At 48.3% G+C, this 19,788-nt stretch carries 22 protein-coding genes and 2 pseudogenes; 22 read left to right on the forward strand and 2 right to left on the reverse strand.

Annotated elements, in window-relative coordinates; translation table 11 throughout:
• Window positions 1-5 precede the first annotated feature (5 nt).
• The 4 genes from ACESPU_RS09785 (at window position 6) to ACESPU_RS09800 (ending at window position 2,039) form a co-directional block, all read left to right on the forward strand.
• Window positions 6-425, forward strand: coding sequence for a DUF3408 domain-containing protein (locus tag ACESPU_RS09785; RefSeq protein ID WP_008777817.1), 420 nt, complete (start codon window positions 6-8; stop codon window positions 423-425).
• Between the two features lie 2 nt (window positions 426-427).
• Entirely contained in the window at window positions 428-1,216 is a 789-nt protein-coding gene (locus tag ACESPU_RS09790; RefSeq protein WP_008777818.1) for a DUF4122 family protein, read from the forward strand.
• A 132-nt stretch (window positions 1,217-1,348) separates the two neighbouring features.
• Window positions 1,349-1,483, forward strand: coding sequence for a hypothetical protein (locus tag ACESPU_RS09795; protein WP_256163387.1), 135 nt, complete (start codon window positions 1,349-1,351; stop codon window positions 1,481-1,483).
• Between the two features lie 229 nt (window positions 1,484-1,712).
• Window positions 1,713-2,039 carry a hypothetical protein gene (locus ACESPU_RS09800; protein ID WP_008777820.1) on the forward strand — a complete coding sequence of 109 codons (327 nt, stop codon included), beginning with the start codon at window positions 1,713-1,715 and terminating at the stop codon, window positions 2,037-2,039.
• Between the two features lie 116 nt (window positions 2,040-2,155).
• Here ACESPU_RS09800 and ACESPU_RS09805 read toward each other — a convergent pair whose 3' ends face one another.
• Window positions 2,156-2,659, reverse strand: a complete 504-nt coding sequence (locus tag ACESPU_RS09805) for a hypothetical protein (RefSeq protein WP_008777821.1) — start codon at window positions 2,657-2,659, stop codon at window positions 2,156-2,158.
• A 253-nt stretch (window positions 2,660-2,912) separates the two neighbouring features.
• The gene (locus tag ACESPU_RS09810; protein ID WP_008777822.1) at window positions 2,913-3,428 is read right to left on the reverse strand and encodes an SLOG family protein; all 516 of its coding nucleotides are present in this window, start codon (window positions 3,426-3,428) and stop codon (window positions 2,913-2,915) included.
• A gap of 15 nt (window positions 3,429-3,443) precedes the next feature.
• Here ACESPU_RS09810 and ACESPU_RS09815 point away from each other — a divergent pair, with 15 nt between their 5' ends.
• The 18 genes and pseudogenes from ACESPU_RS09815 (at window position 3,444) to ACESPU_RS09900 (ending at window position 19,777) form a co-directional block, all read left to right on the forward strand.
• Window positions 3,444-3,641, forward strand: a complete 198-nt coding sequence (locus ACESPU_RS09815; RefSeq protein WP_117616063.1) for a hypothetical protein — start codon at window positions 3,444-3,446, stop codon at window positions 3,639-3,641.
• A gap of 198 nt (window positions 3,642-3,839) precedes the next feature.
• Window positions 3,840-4,034, forward strand: a pseudogene (locus ACESPU_RS09820) (DUF4134 family protein); the annotation flags it as partial.
• A 630-nt stretch (window positions 4,035-4,664) separates the two neighbouring features.
• Window positions 4,665-6,332, forward strand: coding sequence for a group II intron reverse transcriptase/maturase (ltrA, locus tag ACESPU_RS09825; RefSeq protein WP_008777825.1), 1,668 nt, complete (start codon window positions 4,665-4,667; stop codon window positions 6,330-6,332).
• Window positions 6,329-6,550 (forward strand): DUF4134 family protein, encoded by a 222-nt coding sequence (locus tag ACESPU_RS09830; RefSeq protein ID WP_050776220.1) that lies wholly within the window; start codon window positions 6,329-6,331, stop codon window positions 6,548-6,550. Before ltrA (ACESPU_RS09825) ends, ACESPU_RS09830 begins: the two co-directional genes overlap by 4 nt.
• Before the next feature lies 1 nt (window position 6,551).
• A complete protein-coding gene (locus tag ACESPU_RS09835) occupies window positions 6,552-6,884 on the forward strand; it encodes a DUF4133 domain-containing protein (protein WP_008777826.1) in 333 nt (110 codons plus the stop codon).
• Window positions 6,881-8,905 (forward strand): annotated as a pseudogene (locus ACESPU_RS09840) (TraG family conjugative transposon ATPase); the annotation flags it as partial. The gene ACESPU_RS09835 and the pseudogene ACESPU_RS09840, both read left to right, overlap by 4 nt.
• 630 nt (window positions 8,906-9,535) lie before the next feature.
• On the forward strand, window positions 9,536-11,191 hold the full coding sequence (gene ltrA / locus ACESPU_RS09845) for a group II intron reverse transcriptase/maturase (RefSeq protein ID WP_008777829.1): 1,656 nt from the start codon (window positions 9,536-9,538) through the stop codon (window positions 11,189-11,191).
• 2 nt (window positions 11,192-11,193) lie between these two features.
• The gene (locus tag ACESPU_RS09850; RefSeq protein ID WP_034530143.1) at window positions 11,194-11,802 is read left to right on the forward strand and encodes a TraG family conjugative transposon ATPase; all 609 of its coding nucleotides are present in this window, start codon (window positions 11,194-11,196) and stop codon (window positions 11,800-11,802) included.
• 23 nt (window positions 11,803-11,825) lie between these two features.
• A complete protein-coding gene (locus ACESPU_RS09855; protein ID WP_034530145.1) occupies window positions 11,826-12,851 on the forward strand; it encodes a hypothetical protein in 1,026 nt (341 codons plus the stop codon).
• A 39-nt stretch (window positions 12,852-12,890) separates the two neighbouring features.
• Window positions 12,891-13,520, forward strand: coding sequence for a DUF4141 domain-containing protein (locus tag ACESPU_RS09860; protein ID WP_008777832.1), 630 nt, complete (start codon window positions 12,891-12,893; stop codon window positions 13,518-13,520).
• Window positions 13,521-13,539: 19 nt separating this feature from the next.
• Entirely contained in the window at window positions 13,540-14,544 is a 1,005-nt protein-coding gene (traJ, locus tag ACESPU_RS09865; RefSeq protein ID WP_008777833.1) for a conjugative transposon protein TraJ, read from the forward strand.
• A gap of 23 nt (window positions 14,545-14,567) precedes the next feature.
• Window positions 14,568-15,191 (forward strand): conjugative transposon protein TraK, encoded by a 624-nt coding sequence (gene traK, locus ACESPU_RS09870; protein WP_008777834.1) that lies wholly within the window; start codon window positions 14,568-14,570, stop codon window positions 15,189-15,191.
• Window positions 15,192-15,203: 12 nt separating this feature from the next.
• Window positions 15,204-15,509, forward strand: a complete 306-nt coding sequence (locus tag ACESPU_RS09875) for a TraL conjugative transposon family protein (RefSeq protein WP_005644331.1) — start codon at window positions 15,204-15,206, stop codon at window positions 15,507-15,509.
• The gene (gene traM, locus ACESPU_RS09880) at window positions 15,502-16,770 is read left to right on the forward strand and encodes a conjugative transposon protein TraM (protein WP_008777835.1); all 1,269 of its coding nucleotides are present in this window, start codon (window positions 15,502-15,504) and stop codon (window positions 16,768-16,770) included. The genes ACESPU_RS09875 and traM overlap by 8 nt, the downstream gene beginning before the upstream one ends.
• Before the next feature lie 23 nt (window positions 16,771-16,793).
• Complete coding sequence (traN, locus tag ACESPU_RS09885) at window positions 16,794-17,777, forward strand: conjugative transposon protein TraN (RefSeq protein WP_008777836.1); 984 nt, start codon at window positions 16,794-16,796, stop codon at window positions 17,775-17,777.
• 2 nt (window positions 17,778-17,779) lie between these two features.
• Window positions 17,780-18,352, forward strand: coding sequence for a conjugal transfer protein TraO (locus ACESPU_RS09890; protein WP_005644336.1), 573 nt, complete (start codon window positions 17,780-17,782; stop codon window positions 18,350-18,352).
• A 12-nt stretch (window positions 18,353-18,364) separates the two neighbouring features.
• Entirely contained in the window at window positions 18,365-19,231 is an 867-nt protein-coding gene (locus ACESPU_RS09895) for a toprim domain-containing protein (protein ID WP_005644340.1), read from the forward strand.
• Window positions 19,232-19,270: 39 nt separating this feature from the next.
• Entirely contained in the window at window positions 19,271-19,777 is a 507-nt protein-coding gene (locus ACESPU_RS09900) for a DUF3872 domain-containing protein (protein ID WP_005644341.1), read from the forward strand.
• Window positions 19,778-19,788 lie beyond the last annotated feature (11 nt).

The raw sequence follows: 19,788 nt of genomic DNA on the forward strand, positions 1-19,788 counted from the left end.
GAGATATGGCAAAGAAAATTGTAAAAGTGAATGAAGAAAAAATCAGGGGGTATATGGTCGGTGACATTCCTGATGCCATCGAGAACGAGGATATCATAGTGGTTGAGGTTCCGGAAGAGGAAAACAATGAAAGGCAGGATACGGAAAAAGGAACTGCCCGGAAAAATCCCAAACCTTGCAATATGCCCGAATGTGACAGTAACTTTCGTCAGAAGTATCTGGTGAATACCCCCATGCCAGGACGCATCCAGGTGTACCTGAACCGCAAGCTGTACGACGAGATAAAGAATTATCTCCATGTGATAGCTCCCGAAGTAAGTATTGCGAGCTATATCAGTAACATCATCGCTGAGCATATAGAACTCAACATCGAGGAAATCACCCGAATGTATAAAGACCGTTTTTCACCCCCTAAAATTCAATAGTCATGGAAACAACATTAATTTATTTTTCAGTAAAAGCCATGTCGGCAACCTACATATTATATAAGGTATGGATGTTCATTTTCAGTCCGAGAGTTTATAATTTTTGGGATAGTCAGCTTCGTCATATGCGTATTGCACGTATCCGGTTATGGAAATCACGCAAAAAGCGGATGGCGGAAAAAGCAAGGAAAGCCCGGTATAGGGCAAGACTGGACAAGGCTGAAGCGTGGATTGCACAAGCGGAGAAGGATATCCTTAAAGTCGGGCATGAAGAGAAAACCGAAACGCAGCCGAATCCACTGGACGAGTACAATGAAGTAATCGGAAAGACAAAAATAGTCTATCTTGAAGACCCGGACATGGCGAGAAAAACTCCCACACGTTCTGAACCTATGAAGAAAGAGCCTATAGAGGAAGATGAGGATATAGATCCGGATGATGTGATAGATGGTTTCTCTTCACAAAAGGGACTGACAGAATCGGAAAAACGGGAACTTATGTCAAATGACGGGTGTGTTCCTGACCCGGATTTTTCAAGGGCACTGACTTTTGAAGAATTGAACAATGTCGCTGATGTACTTATTTTGGGGACGGATGACAGAAAGAAAATCCGAAATGCAGCCGAAACCCTGTACCAACTTCAGGATACAGACCTGTTCAGGTTCTTTGCAACCGAATTGAGTACTCAAAGCCAATTGGAAAAACTGCTTAAGGAAAATATGCCAAATGGAAAAGAGGCGCCAAAACAATCTTTGGAACAGATTAGAATTGATTGGAATAAATACATGTAAATATGGAATCGAATGTGAAAAACAAAAAACAACAAGCAATGCCGAAGTCAGAAGCAGAATCTTTTGGCATAAAAAGAAATCCTGCAATTCGTGCCCCACATCTATCTATCTGAAGAAGAAATCATCAGAATTATGCGGAAAGAAACCGCTATTAAAAAGAAGATAGGAAATCTTATTGATAGTATGCTTTGTGATGACTCACAAATTTCAGAAATGGATAATACAAAAAATGAGACAGGGGCATTCGATATAAATGAATTTGTTTAATTGCTTCTTTGTTGTCATATTTTTCAGAAGGCATGTCGATGTGATATCGGTGTGCCTTTTCCTGTTTTTGGAAATTTATATATATCCCAACTGTCTCTTTTTATTTCCATCGTCATATTAAATTTCTGCCAATATTGGCACTTATATATTATGGACTATAAGGTAATGCTGACAAACAAGTATTTAAGAGAAATCAATGCAAAATTCTATCTTTGCAAAAAAATGAACGATGGCAGTGACAAAAGCGATATTAGAAAAATGGCTGGTGGCGCAGAAGCGTCACCGCCTTTCAGACAGGCAGGTGCAGATGGCCCGTGAATTGGGTCTGAATCCCGACAAGCTCGGCAAGATAGACAACCACAGGCAAGAGGTCTGGAAAGCTCCGCTTCCACAGTTTATCGAAAGTATCTATTTCAAGCGGTTCAAACGTGAGGAACCGGAAACGGTCAAGCCTCTGAAACAGATCATGGCGGAAATGGAGGCTAAGAAAAAGCTGCAAAAAGAGAAAAAGAAGGAGCGTAAGATGCAGCAGGAAACGGGTTCTGATATAATTTAAAATTCTGTTTATATCAAAAGCCATTTTTATTATCTTCCATTGAATAAAAATGGCTTTTGGTATGGGGAATGAAGCGGGAGCATTAATGCACAAGTGCCGGTATAAAGTTTTTCTTATTACCCATGTATGGCATCCATTACAAAACCGTTCATCTTTTCCGGACTGAAGTTCTCATAAAGAAGCAGGTCGCAAATCGCACTTCCGTTCATGTCATCTTTCTGAAAGTCCGCCACAAATGCGCAGACCGGTTCATCCTTACAACCGGGAGTCTGATAATACAACCGGATATTTTTTCCTATATATAATCCGATATCAAGCTTTAACTGCCGCATTGACAACGCCAGCCGTCCGGACGGTTCACTGTCAGGCAACTCTACTACAACAGGAAGAACCGGCAGACAAGTGCCGTCCTTCTCTTTTTTACAGAGCAGTATATCGGGATGTCCGGAGTCATCCCCACCTGAATGCCACATGTCCCGGAACACCATTGTCCCGTTGGTCTTTTTCCATCCGAGATATCTCAGGCAATACCCTACATCCCGCAGATAATCTCCTTTTATCGCTCCCGGTCTAAGACAAGGTGACAAATCCTCCACAATTTCAGGCCAGTTTTCATTCATGGTTCATAGTTTTTTTCAATATTATTATTCAAGATACGGGCTGTACACATCATCAGGAGCCGCTTCCGGATATCGGATACTGCCTCGCGATACATAAAGCCGGGCTACCGGATTGATTCATAAAGACAAAGATACCGGTTTTGTCCGGACATTCAAGTTATAGTTTCTTAATATATCCTGTTTGTCCATTCCGGCTTGTTCCCGGTTCATGTGGATTTGCATAAGTTATGTAAATGTCACAACCCGGTTCCCACTATCTCAGCCTTTCGTGGATGTTGATGACCGGCTTGCCGCATTCCAACGCCTTGCTTACCGTGTAGAATGTTCCCCCTTTCGGTACGAGGTCCCAATAGGCAACGATAACATCCGCCTTACGTACCATGTATTCATCCCTGCGCAGGTAACAGCCCTTGTGGTAATTCTCGGAAACCATGACCACCCGGTCCATCCTTTCCAACAGACGGGCATACAACAGCCGGTCTTCCGCTTCAAACCACAAGGGCTGTTTCCGAAAAGGTACTGCCGCTATGAGCTTGATACCTTCGTATCTCTCCCTGACCTGCAAGACCGCCTCCGCAGCAGTCATATCAAATCCGCTGGCCATCCCGGTGTAGTATTCCTTGTATCCCTGCCCGTACAGTTCTGTTACCATTCCAGCCACAGCTTCCCTGATTTGTGCAAGTATCCGGGGATCGTTTCCGAACCCTTGCAGAATACGTTCCTTACGGTGTCCCGTGAAAGCCACTGTCTGATTGTTTCTTGTTTCCATGTTATCTTCTGTTTTTTGTTTTACATATATCCATTCAAACCGAACGGTATTTTATTTCCTGAAGGCTTTTCCGCCCCGGTCCGGAATCCCGCAAGGCTTGCCGTGAAAAAATACCGCAAGCGCAGCGAGGATGATTATTTCACGGCAACCAGCCCGCAGGGCCGCCTTGCCGGGCTTCTCAGGACACGGGGCTACCTTTGCCGGAAGAAATGAAATGCCGCTTTCTCCTTATCCTGTTTTTACTGTTTCATATTGCCGGGAAAACCCTTTTTGAATGGTTGAAAATTCCCTGCCGATGTAACGTGATGTCATACGGTGTCACATATCGTACAGTTTGTAAATCAATAAATTAAGCACTATATATTCGCAGTCGAAATCATTTTTTGTCTCACTAATTAAAAGTTTCGACACATGAAAAAAAGATTCTTTTTGGCAGCCATGACGCTGCTGGTTTCAATGGGGGCATTTGCCCAGGGCAACGGTATCGGTGGAATTACGGAAGCTACCAATATGGTCACTTCGTATTTCGATCCCGGCACCAAGCTGATTTACGCCATCGGTGCCGTTATCGGCCTTATCGGAGGCGTGAAGGTCTATTCCAAGTTCGTGCGACGTGAAGTTGCGTAAGTGATTGTGTAACATTCTGATTACACCTCCAGTTCCGTCTGGAGTAGCCTACGGACACGTGCATAGGGAGTAATTCCTTTGTACGAAGCTGTCCCGACAAGGTAGCCTTTCCGAAAGGAGGAGACTGAACCGCGAGGGGAGGTCAACGGCTGATAATACCATTCAGCACGAGGAGCTTGGCTTAGCGGTATGGTCAACGAAAGTGAACTGTCCGATAAACATCGTAAAGTACAACGAGCCAAAGGTATTGACAGGCTCGAACCAAAAAGGTAAGCAGTCGGCTGTTCCCTTGAATTTTGGGGACACACGGACATGAAGCACTGCCGGTGGAATAGACAGGACCTAACCCGCTTATTTGTCACTTATGTAAAACACGGTAAGCCCGTATCTCTCCCATCTTAATGGGTAAGCAAACCGTAAGGTGAGCCTACATGGGGTGCGGGTATAGGAAAGCGGAAAAAGCGAATGCCGTTCTGTAATGGAACGGATACGGATTGAGCCTCGGTCACGTGTGGCAAGGGCGACATCATCCGACACGAAAGTGGGCAGACTTCTGTATGGTAACACTTTACAAAATAGTTTACAGAACTTTTAAAGCAAGGAATGCAAATGAACAAGACGAAAGAATTGTGTGCGCCTGAAAACAGAAACCTCCACACACTCTGGTCGGAAATCGACTGGACACGGGCGGAGATGTATGTTCAAAAGCTGCAAGCACGTATTGTAAAGGCTCAGAGGGAAGGCAGACATAACAAGGTGAAAGCCTTGCAATGGACGCTTACCCACTCGTTCTACGCCAAGGCATTGGCTGTAAAGCGAGTTACTACCAACAAAGGTAAAGACACCGCAGGCGTTGACAAGGCTGTATGGTCATCACCGCTTGCGAAAGCCAAAGCCATCGGTTCACTCAAACGCCGTGGTTACCAACCGCAACCACTACGCAGGGTGAACATCGAGAAGAAAAACGGCAAACTACGCCCCTTGGGCATACCGACAATGAAAGACAGGGCTATGCAGGCTCTCTATCTCATGGCACTCGACCCGATTGCAGAGACCACGGGTGACACCCACTCATACGGTTTCCGCAAGCACAGATGCACTCATGATGCCATAGAGCAATGCTTCATCCTGCTCTCTCGGACGTGTGCGCCCGAATGGATACTCGAGGGAGACATCAAAGGCTGCTTCGACCACATCAGCCACGAGTGGCTTCTCAATAATGTCCCAACGGACAAGGAGATACTGCGAAAATGGCTCAAATGCGGGTTCGTATTCAATGGTGAACTTTTCCCCACGGAAGAGGGTACGCCACAAGGAGGCATCATTTCACCGACCCTCGCAAACATGGTTCTTGACGGCTTACAATCGCTTTTGGAAAATTGTGTCAGAAAATATCAGGTGAACTACAAGAAAATCGTTCCCAAAATACATCTGATACGCTATGCAGACGACTTCATCGTAACGGCAAAGGACAGAGAGACCATTGAAACGGTCATCCTGCCACTTGTGCGCAATTTCATGGCGGAGCGTGGATTGACACTGTCGGAAGAAAAGACGAAAATCACACATATCAGTGAGGGTTTTGACTTCCTCGGTTTCAATATCCGCAAGTTCCCCAACAACACACTGCTCACACAGCCGTCAAGCGATGCCAAGAAACGCTTCTGCGACAAAATCCGCAAGGTGATAGAAAGCAACAAGACTGCCAAACAGCATTCACTCATCAAAATGTTGAACCCGATTATAACGGGCTGGGGCAACTACTATAAATATGGTACGTCCGCAGAGACATTTCATCGGGTGGATTGGGAAATTCATCGAAAACTATGGCAATGGGCAAGACGCAGACATTCAAACAAGAGTAAGGGTTGGATTAAGGATAAGTATTTCAAGACCGTAAACGGACGGAAATGGCGTTTTATGGCAGATATGGAGGAACGCTCGAAGATGCGTCAAATCACATTAGCATATCTTCCTGACATTCATCATGAAAAGTTCGCCAAGGTCAGACACTACGCAAATCCCTATGACCCTGCCGATAAATCCTACTACGAATGGCGTGAGACCTATCGTATGAAGCAAACGCTCAAGGGCAGAGAAAGCCTCGTGAGGATTTGGACAAGGCAGAACAGAACATGCCCTTTCTGTGGTGAACGTATAGACAGGGAGAGACCTTGGAGCATAACCGAAAGTATCATCGGGGGCAAAAAGGATTACAAACTTGTCCATACATCTTGCAAAACAAAAATGTCTAAACTAAAAATTGGTAGGAAATGAGACACTTGAATGAATATCAACATCATTTACGTGTGTTGCTTGAGCCGTATGATGCGAAAGTATCACGTACGGTTCTTAGAGGGGAAAGCCCCAGCAATGGGGCTGACCTACTCGACTCGTCAGGCGACCCGGATACCTCAAAGACTGCCGCCAGCTGGTTCGGTGCGTGTATCTTCCTGATTGTCGCCGCCACCATCTTACGCTCATTCTTCCTGTAATATGGCGGAATTCAATGTCAACAAGGGGATTGGGCGCAGCCCGGAGTTCAAGGGACTCAAGAGCCAGTACCTGTTCATCTTTGCGGGAGGATTGCTCGCGTTGTTCGTAATCTTCGTCGTCATGTACATGGCAGGTATCGACCAGTGGGTCTGCATCGGTTTCGGGGTCGTTTCCGCATCGGTGCTGGTCTGGGTCACTTTCAGGATGAATTCGAAATACGGTGAATGGGGCCTTATGAAACTCCATGCGCTGCGCAGCCATCCCCGCTACATCATCAGCCGGAGAAAGTTCCTCCGGTTGTTTTCTCCAACCATTAAAAACAGAAAAGCATGAAAAACGTAATGAAAACAGCCACGCTGGAAAGCAAGTTCCCACTGTTGGCCGTGGAGAACGGCTGCATCATCAGCAAGGATGCGGACATCACCGTAGCATACCGGGTGGAACTGCCGGAACTGTTCACGCTGACACGTGCCGAGTACGAGTCCATGCACTCCACCTGGGCAAAAGCGGTAAAGGTCTTGCCGAACTACAGCATCGTACACAAGCAGGACTTCTTCATCGAAGAGGGATATAAACCGGATATTTGCAAGGAAGACCTGAGCTTTCTGAGCCGCAGTTTCGAACGCCATTTCAACGAGCGGCCGTATTTGCAGCATACCTGTTACCTGTTCCTTACGAAAACCACGAAGGAGCACAGCCGGACAACCAGCAGTTTCAATGCACTTACAAGGGGATTCATTATCCCCAAGGAAATGCAGGACAAGGAAACCGTCACCCGGTTCATGGAGTGTTGCGGACAATTCGAACGCATCGTGAACGACAGCGGCCTGCTACGTATCATCCGCCTGACGGATGAGGAAATCATCGGGAGCAAAAATTCCGCCGGCATCATCGAGAAGTATTTTTCCATGTCGCAGGAAGATGCTACCTGCTTGCAGGATCTGTCACTCGGTGCCGGGGAAATGAAGGTGGGCGACAACTACCTGTGCCTTCATACGCTTTCCGATCCGGAAGACCTGCCGTCGAACGTGTCAACCGACTGCCGGTATGAAAGGCTCTCGACAGACCGGAGCGACTGTCGGCTGTCCTTTGCCGCACCGATAGGCATTCTGCTTACCTGCAACCATGTGGTGAACCAGTACCTCTTCATTGATGATTCGGCGGAAATTCTCAGGAAATTCGAGCAGACTGCACGGAACATGCATTCGCTTTCCCGTTACAGCCGTTCCAACCAGATCAACCGCGAATGGATTGAAGAGTACCTGAACGAGGCGCACAGCAAGGGGCTGACCTCCATCCGCGCACACTGCAATGTCATGGCCTGGAGCGATGACCGGGAAAAGTTGAAGCGCATCAAGAACGATGTAGGTAGCCAGCTGGCGTTGATGGAAGCGAAACCGCGTCACAACACGGTGGATGTGCCGACTCTGTTCTGGGCGGCAATACCCGGCAATGCCGGAGATTTCCCGTCCGAGGAGAGTTTCCACACCTTTATTGAGCAGGCCCTATGCCTGTTCATCGGGGAAACCTCCTATAAGGATTCGCTCTCTCCGTTCGGCATCCGTATGGTGGACCGCCTGACCGGAAAGCCGGTCCATCTGGACATTTCCGACCTGCCGATGAAGAACGGCACCATCACGAACAGGAACAAATTTATCCTCGGCCCGTCCGGCTCGGGCAAGTCCTTCTTTACCAACCATATGGTGAGGCAATATTACGAGCAAGGGACACACGTGCTATTGGTGGATACGGGCAACTCCTACCAGGGGCTGTGCAACCTGATCCACGCGAGGACACACGGCGAGGACGGGATTTATTTCACCTACGAGGAGGATAATCCCATCGCCTTCAATCCTTTCTATGTGGAAGACGGAATTTTCGACATCGAGAAGAAAGAGTCCATCAAGACGCTTATCCTTACCCTGTGGAAGCGTGACGACGAGCCGCCGACACGTGCCGAGGAGGTGGCACTATCTAATGCGGTCAATCTTTTTCTGGAGAAAATCCGCAGGGACAGCAGCATAAAACCCTCCTTCGATACCTTCTATGAGTTTATCCGTGACGAGTATCAGGATATCCTGAAAGAGAAGCGAACCCGTGAGAAGGATTTTGACGTGTGGGGATTCCTGAATGTGCTGGAACCTTATTACAAGGGTGGCGAGTATGACTTCCTGTTGAATTCCGACAGACAGCTTGATTTGCTTGGCAAACGGTTTATTGTCTTCGAGCTGGACAATATCCGTGACAACAAGGTGCTACTTCCGATTGTCACCATCATCATCATGGAGACTTTTATCAGCAAGATGCGCAAGTTGAAAGGTATCCGGAAAATAATCCTTATCGAAGAGTGCTGGCTGTGACATGTAAGTTTTGTATATGATTGTTTGACGTTCAATTCCACGAGTTGGAAATAGAATGATTAAACCTGTTGTTCCGTCAACAGTAGCCTATGGGAACGTGCGACATTAAGTAATGAACTCGTGCGTCAACAGAACCAACAACGTAGCCCTTCCTAAAGGAGAAGTCTGAACCGCGAGGGGATGACAACTGCCGTTAGTATCGAATGGCATGGGAGCTAGGCTGAATGGTATGAATAATGTAATGTGAACCGTTGATAAACGTCGTAACTTCGAATGAGCCGCCAATGATACTGGGCTCTAACCCAAAAGGGACGCAGTCAGATAATTCCCTCCAGCATGGAATTACACGGATATAAAGACTGTCGGCGGATAGACGGATTCTAACCCATTCATTTGTCATATACAAGAAACATGGTAAACCCGTACTTCTCCTGTGTAACAGCAGGTAAGCAGACCGTAAGTGAAGCCGAATGGAGTGCGGGCAGAGGAATGTGGAAAAAGCGAACGCCATCCTGTAACGGGACGGATAGAGGTTGAAACATCACCTCACACGAAAGTGGGCAGACTTCCGCATGGTGGTTGTTTTACAAGAAACTTATGGAACTTATGAAAGGAGAAAAGCAAATGAACGAAATTCAAACATCGTGTGCATCTACTGACCGGAAATGGAACACTTGGGAAAGCATAGACTGGAACAAGTGTGAAATGGCGGTTAATAAGCTACAAGCGCGTATTGTAAAAGCTCAAAAGGCTGGCAAACACGGCAGAGTAAAAGCTTTGCAGTGGGTGCTAACGCACTCGTTTTACGCTAAGGCTTTAGCCGTAAAACGTGTTACATCAAACAGAGGCAGTGACACCGCAGGCGTTGACAAGGTAAAATGGTCAACTCCCAAAGCCAGATTCAAGGCAATCGGCGAACTGAAAAGAGGAGGCTACAAACCCCAGCCATTAAAGAGGGTCAATATCAAAAAGAGCAATGGTAAGTTACGCCCTTTAGGTATTCCAACGATGAAAGACAGGGCAATGCAGGCTTTGTATCTGCTTGCGCTGGAACCAGTATCGGAAACAACTGCGGACAGTAATTCCTACGGTTTCCGTAAAGAGAGAAGTACTGGAGATGCAAGGGAACAATGTTTTTGTGTCCTTGCAAAGAAAGCTTCTCCCGAATGGATTATGGAGGGTGACATCAAAGGTTGTTTCGACCACATCAGCCATGAATGGCTACTGAACAATATCCCTATGGATAAAGTGATGCTGCGGAAATGGCTCAAATGCGGTTTCGTCTTCAACAAGGAGCTATTCCCCACGGAAGAGGGTACTCCACAGGGCGGTATCATTTCACCAACTCTTGCGAATATAACACTGGACGGACTGCAAACTATGCTTGCAGAGAAGTATCACAAGAAATTTGTAAACAGGAAAACGATCTACTATCCCAAAGTACATCTTGTACGCTATGCGGATGATTTTATCATCACGGGTAGAAGCAAGGAAGCTTTGGAAGAAATCAAACCGTTAGTAGTGGACTTTCTCAAAGAAAGGGGATTAACCCTGTCGGAAGAGAAAACAAAGATTACACACATTGATGACGGATTTGACTTTCTTGGGTACAATATCCGAAAATACAAAGGAGTACTTCTAATTAAACCATCCAAAAAGAGCCTGAAGAAATTCATGCAGAAAATCCGGGGAATCATTGATTCCAATAAAGGAAGCAAGCAGGAATCACTTATAAGGCTCTTGAATCCTGTGATAACAGGCTGGGTAAACTACTATAAGAATTGTGTGGCTTCTGACACATTCAGAAAAGCTGACTACCTGATATTTGAAAAGTTATGGCAATGGGCCAAGAGACGACACCCCAAGAAAGGCAAATATTGGATTGCCGACCGATACTTCACACGGGTAAAAAACCGTAACTGGTGCTTCGTGGCAAACTTCAAGAAAGGCAAGACTGATGACAGGATTGCATTGAAAAGGCTGTATGACACAAAGATTACCCGATATGTCAAGGTAAAAGGTGAAGCAAATCCCTTTGACCCCGAATGGACAGAGTATTTTGAAAAGCGCAAGACTTACAAGATGCTACAGTCACTCAACGGTAGAAAATCGTTGCTGTACATGTGGGAAAGACAGAACCATTTATGTCCCGTATGTGGTAAACCCATAGACAAGAAACATCCTTGGGGAACTTCCCAACAAATAGTCAACGGCAAGAAAGTAAATTTCCTGCTGCATGACAGTTGTAGAAGAAAAGTCATTCAAACTAAAAAGATGTAACTATGAGCTGGTTTCTATTGAATAGAAATTTAACACCGCTTGAGCCGTATGATTGGAAACTTTCACGTACGGTTCTGAGGGGGGAAAGGGGCAGTAATGCCCCTGACCTACCCGGCAAGGCATTGGCATCCGCCAATATGAGCAACTATATCCGCTACCTTTTCAAGACCGTCCGAAAGTTTTTCGGCGAGGCCGTGGTCGTGACCCAGGAAGTAGAGGACATCATTTCTTCTCCGATTGTCAAGGGCACCATCATTAATAATAGTGACTGTAAGATTCTCCTTGACCAGCGCAAGTATATGAACAAGTTCGATGAGATCCAGACCTTGCTCGGTCTGACCGACAAGGAGCGGGCGCAGATACTTTCCATCAACATGGCAAACAATCCTTCCCGAAAGTACAAGGAAGTGTGGATTGGTCTCGGAGGCTCACAGTCAGCAGTCTATGCTACGGAGGTTTCACTTGAGGAGTACGTCTGCTACACCACAGAAGAGACCGAAAAACTTGAGCTGATGCGGCTTACGGAGAAACTCGGAGGCAATATAGAGCTTGCCATCAGGCAGTTGGCCGATAGCAAGCGAAGCCAGGTGAAAGGGATTGGAATCACATGAAAACCGAAAAACAATCACGAATCATGGAAATGAAAGAATGGATAAAAGAACAGCAGCGCCGCTATCTGGACGAGCCGCGCCTCAAGGAGTTGACGGAAGTGATGAAACAGACAAGGGTACTTGTCCGGAAAAAGGAGTACCGGAAGCTGTCGGAACTGGTCAGGCGGTACAGGAAGTCGGAGGATGTGATTACCCAAGTCTCCTGCCTGTTGTCAGCCTCGTACCTGTTCCCGACACCGGAAAAAACGGCGGAAACGGACAGGTCGGAACTGATGGAGGCATTGAAAGATACTTATTTCATGGAGAAGAACGGTTCCCGGCTTATGGATATCAGACCTGAAGAAGCCGTCCCTGTCCACCGAATGCTTGCCATGTACACATTCATGCAGGATGTTTACTCGAAGGAAAATCCGGAAAGCAAGCAGGAACGTCCGTCACCGCAAGAAGTGCGGTCATCTGTCCGGATTCTGGACTTCCATCGGAAAGAGAGCGACATGTGGGAACTCTGCAACCTGGCCGTGCATCTTATGCCACCTTCACGGTATGTGGCACTCAGGTACGGGCTTGCGGATGATTATGACAGGCTTGACAGGCTGAACCGTTCCGGGCCGGAACCAGCATATGATGAGGGGGTGATATTGGAAAGCCGTCTGTGCAGGAATGCGGAAAAGGCTGCGGAAAGCATCAAGGATGTCCGTCTGCCGGATTTCTATTTGGAAAGACTGGATGGAGAACTGGAGATTTTGGGACGGATTGCGGCCTCACCGGATGTGGTTCACGACATCCTGCAAATCAGTCCTGATTTTCTCGCCAAGTACGGCATAGACAAGAACGTTTCCGCGACGGAACGCTCGTGTCAGGCAGAGAAAGCCTACCGGGAGCTGGATGCCCGTTTCGTCAGAATGACCGGACGCAGGCCGTATGCAGACGAACTCTTCGCCTCCATCAGACGCAAGAGGGAGAATTCCGGAATAGAGAACCGACCGAGACAGGCGCAACGGACCATCCTCCGGAACCCGCCGTCCAAAGGGCGGAAAATGGGAATCTGACTTTTAACAGAATTATTCACAATTAAAAATAGAAACATCATGAAAAAGAAAATTCTTATGCTGTGCATGGGCTGCTTCCTTGTCAGCCTCACAGCGAAAGCCCAATGGGTAGTGAGCGACCCGGGCAATCTGGCGCAGGGAATCATCAATGCTGCCAAGAACATCGTTCACACATCCTCCACTGCCACCAATATGGCGAATAGTTTTCAGGAAACCGTGAAAATCTACCAGCAGGGCAAGGAGTATTACGACGGGCTTCGCAAGGTCAAGAACCTTGTCCGTGATGCCCGCAAAGTCCAGCAGACCATCCTGATGGTGGGCGATATCACGGACATCTATGTCACCAGCTTCGAGCGTATGCTCAGCGACCCGTATTTTACGCCGGAAGAACTGAGCGCGATTGCTTTGGGATACACCAAACTGCTGGAAGAAAGTGCCCATTTGCTGAACGATTTGAAGACGGTGGTCAACGAGAACGGGCTTTCCATGAACGACAAGGAAAGGATGGATATCATCGACCGCTGCTACAACGACATGTTGCAAAACCGCAGTCTGGTACAGTATTACACCAACAAGAACATCGGGGTGTCCTACCTGCGCGCCAAGAAACAGAACGACCTAGACCGCGTGATGGCACTCTACGGCTCACCGAACGAACGTTATTGGTAATTCCTAATCCGCTTTCATTATGTTATTGTTGGCTATAGATTTTGACAACCTGCATCAGATTTTACAGAATCTGTATGTGGAAATGATGCCGCTCTGCTCAAAGATGACCGGTGTGGCAAGAGGCCTTGCCGGTCTGGGAGCGCTTTTCTATGTGGCGTATCGTGTATGGCAGGCTCTGGCACGTGCCGAGCCTGTGGATGTCTTTCCGCTTTTGCGTCCGTTCGCTTTGGGGCTTTGTATCATGTTCTTTCCGACACTCGTTCTGGGTACGCTGAACAGCATCCTCTCGCCCGTCGTGAAAGGGACCCATACCATATTGGAGTCGCAGACCTTTGACATGAACGAGTACCGGGCACAGAAGGACAAGCTGGAGATTGAGGCGATGAAACGGAATCCCGAGACAGCCTATCTGGTCGACAAGGAGACTTTTGACAACAGGCTGGACGAGCTGGGTGCGTTTGACGCTATAGAAGCCTGCGGGATGTATGTGGACCGCGCGATGTACAACATGAAAAGGGCCGTACAGAATTTCTTCCGGGAACTGCTGGAACTTCTGTTCAATGCGGCGGCGCTGGTCATCGACACGCTGAGGACATTCTTCCTGATAGTCCTTTCGATACTCGGTCCGGTTTCTTTCGCCATCTCCTGCTGGGACGGTTTCCAAGCTTCTCTCAGCCAGTGGTTCGTCCGCTATATCAGCATCTACCTTTGGCTTCCTGTCAGCGACCTGTTCAGCAGTGTGCTGGCGAGAATCCAGGTGCTGATGCTACAGAGGGATATCGAGCGGCTTTCCGATCCGGATTTCATCCCCGACAGTTCAAACGCGGTTTACATCACTTTCCTCATTATCGGCATCATCGGGTATTTCACCATACCGACCGTATCAAACTGGATTGTGCAGGCCGGAGGCGGTGCAGGCAACTACCTCAAGAATGTGAACCAAAGGGCATCCCAGGCCGGTTCCCTGGTGGCTGGTACGGCAGGAGCAGCGGTGGGAAACATTGCCGGAAGGCTTATCAAATAATAACAGTATAAAACATTTACAGAATGGAATTCAAATCATTGAAGAATATCGAGACCAGCTTCCGACAGCTGCGTCTGTTCGGGATTGTCTATCTGTGTGTATGCACGCTACTTGTGTTTTTTTCCGTATGGAAGGCTTACACTTTTGCGGAAGCGCAACGGGAGAAGATCTATGTTCTGGATGAAGGAAAGTCGTTGATGCTGGCCCTTTCACAGGACTTGGAGCAGAACCGTCCGGTGGAGGCAAGGGAGCATGTCAGGAGGTTCCATGAACTGTTCTTTACGTTATCCCCTGACAAGAGTGCGATTGAGGGTAATATCCAACGGGCCATGTTCCTCAGTGACCGTTCTGCCTATGCCCATTATGTGGATTTGGCAGAGCAGGGATATTACAACCGGATCATTTCGGGAAACATGAGCCAGCGGATTGGGATTGACAGTGTCAGGTGCGATTTCAATACCTATCCGTATGAGGTCGTGACCTATGCGAAACTCTCCATTATCAGGGAGAAGAGTGTGACCGAACGCAGCCTTGTCACACGTGGCAGGCTGCTGAACTCCACCCGCAGCGACAATAATCCGCACGGTTTCATCCTTGAAGCCTTCCGTGTGGTGGAGAACAGGGATATCAAAGTGTATGACCGTTAAAATTTTGAATGTATGAAACAAATGTTTGTAAGAATCAAGGAAACCGTTGCAGAAAAGCTTCGGGGTTTGTGTGCCGGGCTTTCTCCGGAAAAGAGAATGTTGACAGTCATCGTGCTGGCTGTCCTGTTTGCTCTCGGAAATTTCTATCTGATTTTCCGCGCCATCTATGACATCGGGCGGGAAGATGTACAGCGGGACATCATTGAGATAGCCCCGTTGGACATTCCGGATATCGTTCCTGCCGATACACTCCCGGATAAAAGGGTGCAGGAGATGGAAGAGTTTTTTAACCGATTCAATCAGAAAGAAAATGAGTAATGATATTAATAAATTAAAACAGAGGCTGGAAATCAGGAAATACCTGGTTTTTGCCGGGATGTTCCTTCTCTTCCTCGGTGCGATGTGGTTCATTTTCGCACCGTCCGAAGAGGACAAACAAAAGGAGGAGAAAAATGCGGGCTTCAACACCGAACTGCCTGACCCGAGAGGAGCCGACATAGAGGAAGACAAGATTGCCGCCTACGAGCAGGCTGACATAAAGCGCAAACAGGCGGAAAAAATGCGTACACTGGGAGACTTCTCAGGTGTTGCGGATGAAAACTCCGGAGCTGTCGTGGCATTGTCATCGGATGCGGATACCAAGGATGGCAGTCCACGTGCAAGTGACAGTAGGAATGAAGCCCGCTCTTCATCCGTCTCCACCTACAATGACATCAACAGGACTCTCGGCAACTTTTACGAGTCACCGCAGGAAGACCCGGAAAAGGAGGCCTTGAAAGCCGAGGTGGAACAACTGAAGCAGACGGTTGCCGCACAGAATGCACAGCCGGGTTATGAGGAACAGGTGGCACTTTTGGAAAAGTCCTACGAGCTCGCAGCCAAATACATGCCGGGTAATGGCGGCAAAAGGATGGACAGCCGCCCGGAGGATGAAGAAGCCGGACGGGATGGAAACATGAAGGCCGTTCCCGTCGGGCTGGTCTCCACTCCCGTGGTTTCATCGTTGCCGCAACCGGTCCGGGATTCCGTGTCATTAACGGGAAGGACATTGGCGGAAAGATTCCATACCCCGATTGGTCACAGGAATGAAAAAGACGTGAGGAATACCATATGTGCCTGCATCCACGGGAACCAGACTGTAATCAGCGGTCAGGGTGTGAGGATGAGACTGCTGGAAGCGATGCGTGTAGGAAAGCATGTCCTTCCCAAAAACTCCTTGCTCATCGGAGAAGGGCGCATACAGGGAGAAAGGCTTCACGTCAACATCCTTCAGGTGGAATATGGCGGTACCATCATCCCCGTGAAACTTGCCGTGTATGACAATGACGGACAGGAAGGCATCTTCATTCCGGGATCCATGGAAGCAAACGCTGTCAAGGAGGTTGCCGCCAATCTGGGGCAGAATCTCGGCACGAGCATCTCCATCACCAACCAGTCGGCAGGCGACCAGCTACTTTCCGAACTCGGGAAGGGTGCCATACAGGGTGTTTCACAGTACATCTCCCGGAAGATGCGTGAAGAGAAGGTGCATCTCAAATCCGGTTACACCCTGATGCTTTATCAGAATGACAATCAATGACAACCCATTAAAATTCAATCAACATGAAAAAGTTATTTGTAATGCTTGCCCTTGCATGGGGCACCATGGGCGCCTTTGCCCAGACTGAAACCGACAGCGCAGCGGTAGTAAACAAAGGAATCACACCGGTCAAGGAAGTGTATCCCCAAAAAGAGGAAGACGGGGACCTCTATCACGGGCTGACCCGAAAACTCACTTTCGACCGGATGATACCGCCGTACGGTCTGGAAGTGACTTACGACAAGACCACGCATATCATCTTCCCGTCTTCGGTGCGTTATGTGGACCTCGGATCGCTGAACCTCATTGCAGGCAAGGCGGACGGTGCGGAAAATGTCATTCGTGTAAAGGCTACCGTAAAGAATTTCCGTGAGGAGACCAACATGTCCGTGATAACCGAAAGCGGAAGTTTCTATACATTCAATGTAAAGTATGCGGAAGAACCGTTGTTGCTGAACATCGAGATGAAGGATTTCATCCATGACGGAAGCGAAGTGAACCGTCCCAACAACGCCCTTGACATTTACCTGAAGGAACTCGGCAGCGAGTCTCCGAAACTGGTATATCTCATCTCGAAGTCCGTCCACAAGAACAACAAAAGGCACATCAAGCATATCGGGAGCAAGGCGTTCGGCATCCAGTACCTGCTGCGCGGTCTTTACACCCATAACGGGCTGCTGTACTTTCATACACAAATCAGGAACCGGTCCAACGTACCTTATGAAGTGGATTTCGTGACATTCAAGATTGTGGACAAGAAGGTGATGAAACGTACCGCCATCCAGGAACAGGTGATATTTCCTTTGCGTGCTTACGACTATGTAACAACTGTCGCAGGGAAAAAGGACGGGCGCACCGTCTTCGTCCTGGACAAATTCACCATTCCCTCGGACAAGGTGCTGGTGGTGGAAATGCATGAGAAAAGCGGTGGAAGGCACCAGACCTTCACCGTGGAAAGTGAAGATATCGTGAGAGCCAGAGTTATAAACGGACTTAAAGTAAAGTAGTCATGAAGAAGTATCTGTTCCTATTCGTTACAGCCGTGTCGCTTGCCCTGTTCCCGGGGCGGGCACATGCCCAGCGGTACCTGCCCGGGATGAAGGGCGTGGAACTGCGCGGAGGATTTGCGAACGGCTCGAAATCCCCCTTGAATCATTATGCCGGATTTGCCGTTTCAGGATATACCAAAAGAGCCGACCGTTGGGTCATAGGTACCGAGTATCTGATGAAGAATTACGGGTACCGGAACGTGAATGTGCCCTGCGCACAGTTCACGGCAGAAGGCGGCTATTACCTGAAATTCCTGTCGGACCCGACCAGGACGGTCTTTCTCTCCATCGGCGGTTCCGCACTGGCCGGCTATGAAACCGTGAATTGGGGAGACAGGATGCTGTATGACGGCTCAACGCTGCTCGCCAAGGATGCGTTTGTCTATGGCGGTGCGATAACCCTGGAACTTGAGACTTACCTGACAGACCGCATTGTCCTGCTTGCCAATATCCGGGAACGTGCCTTGTGGGGAAGTTCCCTGGATCTGTTTACAACCCAATTCGGATTGGGAATCAAATTCATTATCCATTAAAACTGTACATCTATGACTATAGAAGAGATAAAAGCTATCCCTATCGCCGCTTTTCTGGCAAGGATGGGATATGAACCGGCAAGAAGACGGGGTGACGAATACTGGTATCTGGCCCCGTACCGGGAGGAACGCACCGCCTCGTTCCAGGTGAATGTACGAAAGGAAATCTGGCATGACTTCGGCACCGGGCAGGGAGGTGACATATTCAATCTTGCCGGGGAGTTTATCGGCAGCGGGGATTTCAAGGCGCAGGCCAGGTTCATCACAGAGACATGGGGCGGCCTCGCCCCCGAGCACAAGACCGTTTCCCGCACTGATGGGAATAACAGGGAGGATCTCCTCAAGAAGGAGAGTTTCACGGATGTACGCTTCGGGCCTCTATACAACAGAGTCCTGCTCCGATATCTGGCGGAACGCGGCATTAGCAGCGATGTGGCTGTACCGAACTGTCGGGAAGTCAGATATACCTTGCACGGGAAACGGTATTTCGCCATCGGATTCAGGAATGTCAGCGATGGATACGAGTTGCGCAACCGGTTTTTCAAGGCCAGCCTGTCACCTAAGGACATTTCACTGATGGATAACGGTTCGGACACATGCAACCTCTTCGAGGGGTTTATCGACTGCCTTTCGTGGCTGGAACTCGGTCTGGGATATGGAGACGACTATCTTGTGTTGAACTCGGTGTCATTGCTGGAACGCTCGTTCCCTATTCTTGACAGGTACGAGAGGGTCAACTGTTATCTGGATCGGGATGAAGCCGGACGGCGCACGCTGGAGGCACTCCGCAAACGCTATGCGGATAAACTGGTGGATTGTTCCTCTTTGTATAAAGGCTACAAGGACCTGAATGAATACCTGCAACATAAGTTCCTGTAAGTGTCGAATAAAGTATAACGTATTAAAATCTGATAGAATATGAATGCAATGAATAAAAAAAGAGGATTGGCCGGAATGGTGGCAGTCCTGTTCCTGGGTCTGGCGGTTTTGCTGTTGTCCGCCTGTTCTGATGAAATGGAAGTACAGCAGTCTTATCCGTTCAAGGTGGAGAACATGCCTGTTCCCACACGTATAATAAAAGGCGAGACGGTGGAAATACGCTGTGAACTCAAACGTGAAGGACATTTTTCCGATGCCCGCTACACCATCCGCTATTTCCAGCCGGACGGCAAGGGTACGCTCCGCATGGATGACGGGATGGTGCTGCTGCCCAATGACCGCTATCCCCTTGACAGGGAGGTGTTCAGGTTATACTACACTTCTGAATGCGAAGATCAGCAGACAATTGACATCTATTTTGAGGACAACAGCGAACCGGCACAGCTTTACCAATTGACTTTTGACTTCAACAACGAGACGGAGGACGAGGATTCCGTCGTGACTGCGGATAGTAAGGAATTGCCGGTCACAATTGTCGGACACTAAGCCGGTCCTGC

It is taken from the genome of Parabacteroides sp. 20_3 (genome assembly GCF_964238835.1).
GTDB classification, from domain to species: domain Bacteria; phylum Bacteroidota; class Bacteroidia; order Bacteroidales; family Tannerellaceae; genus Parabacteroides; species Parabacteroides distasonis.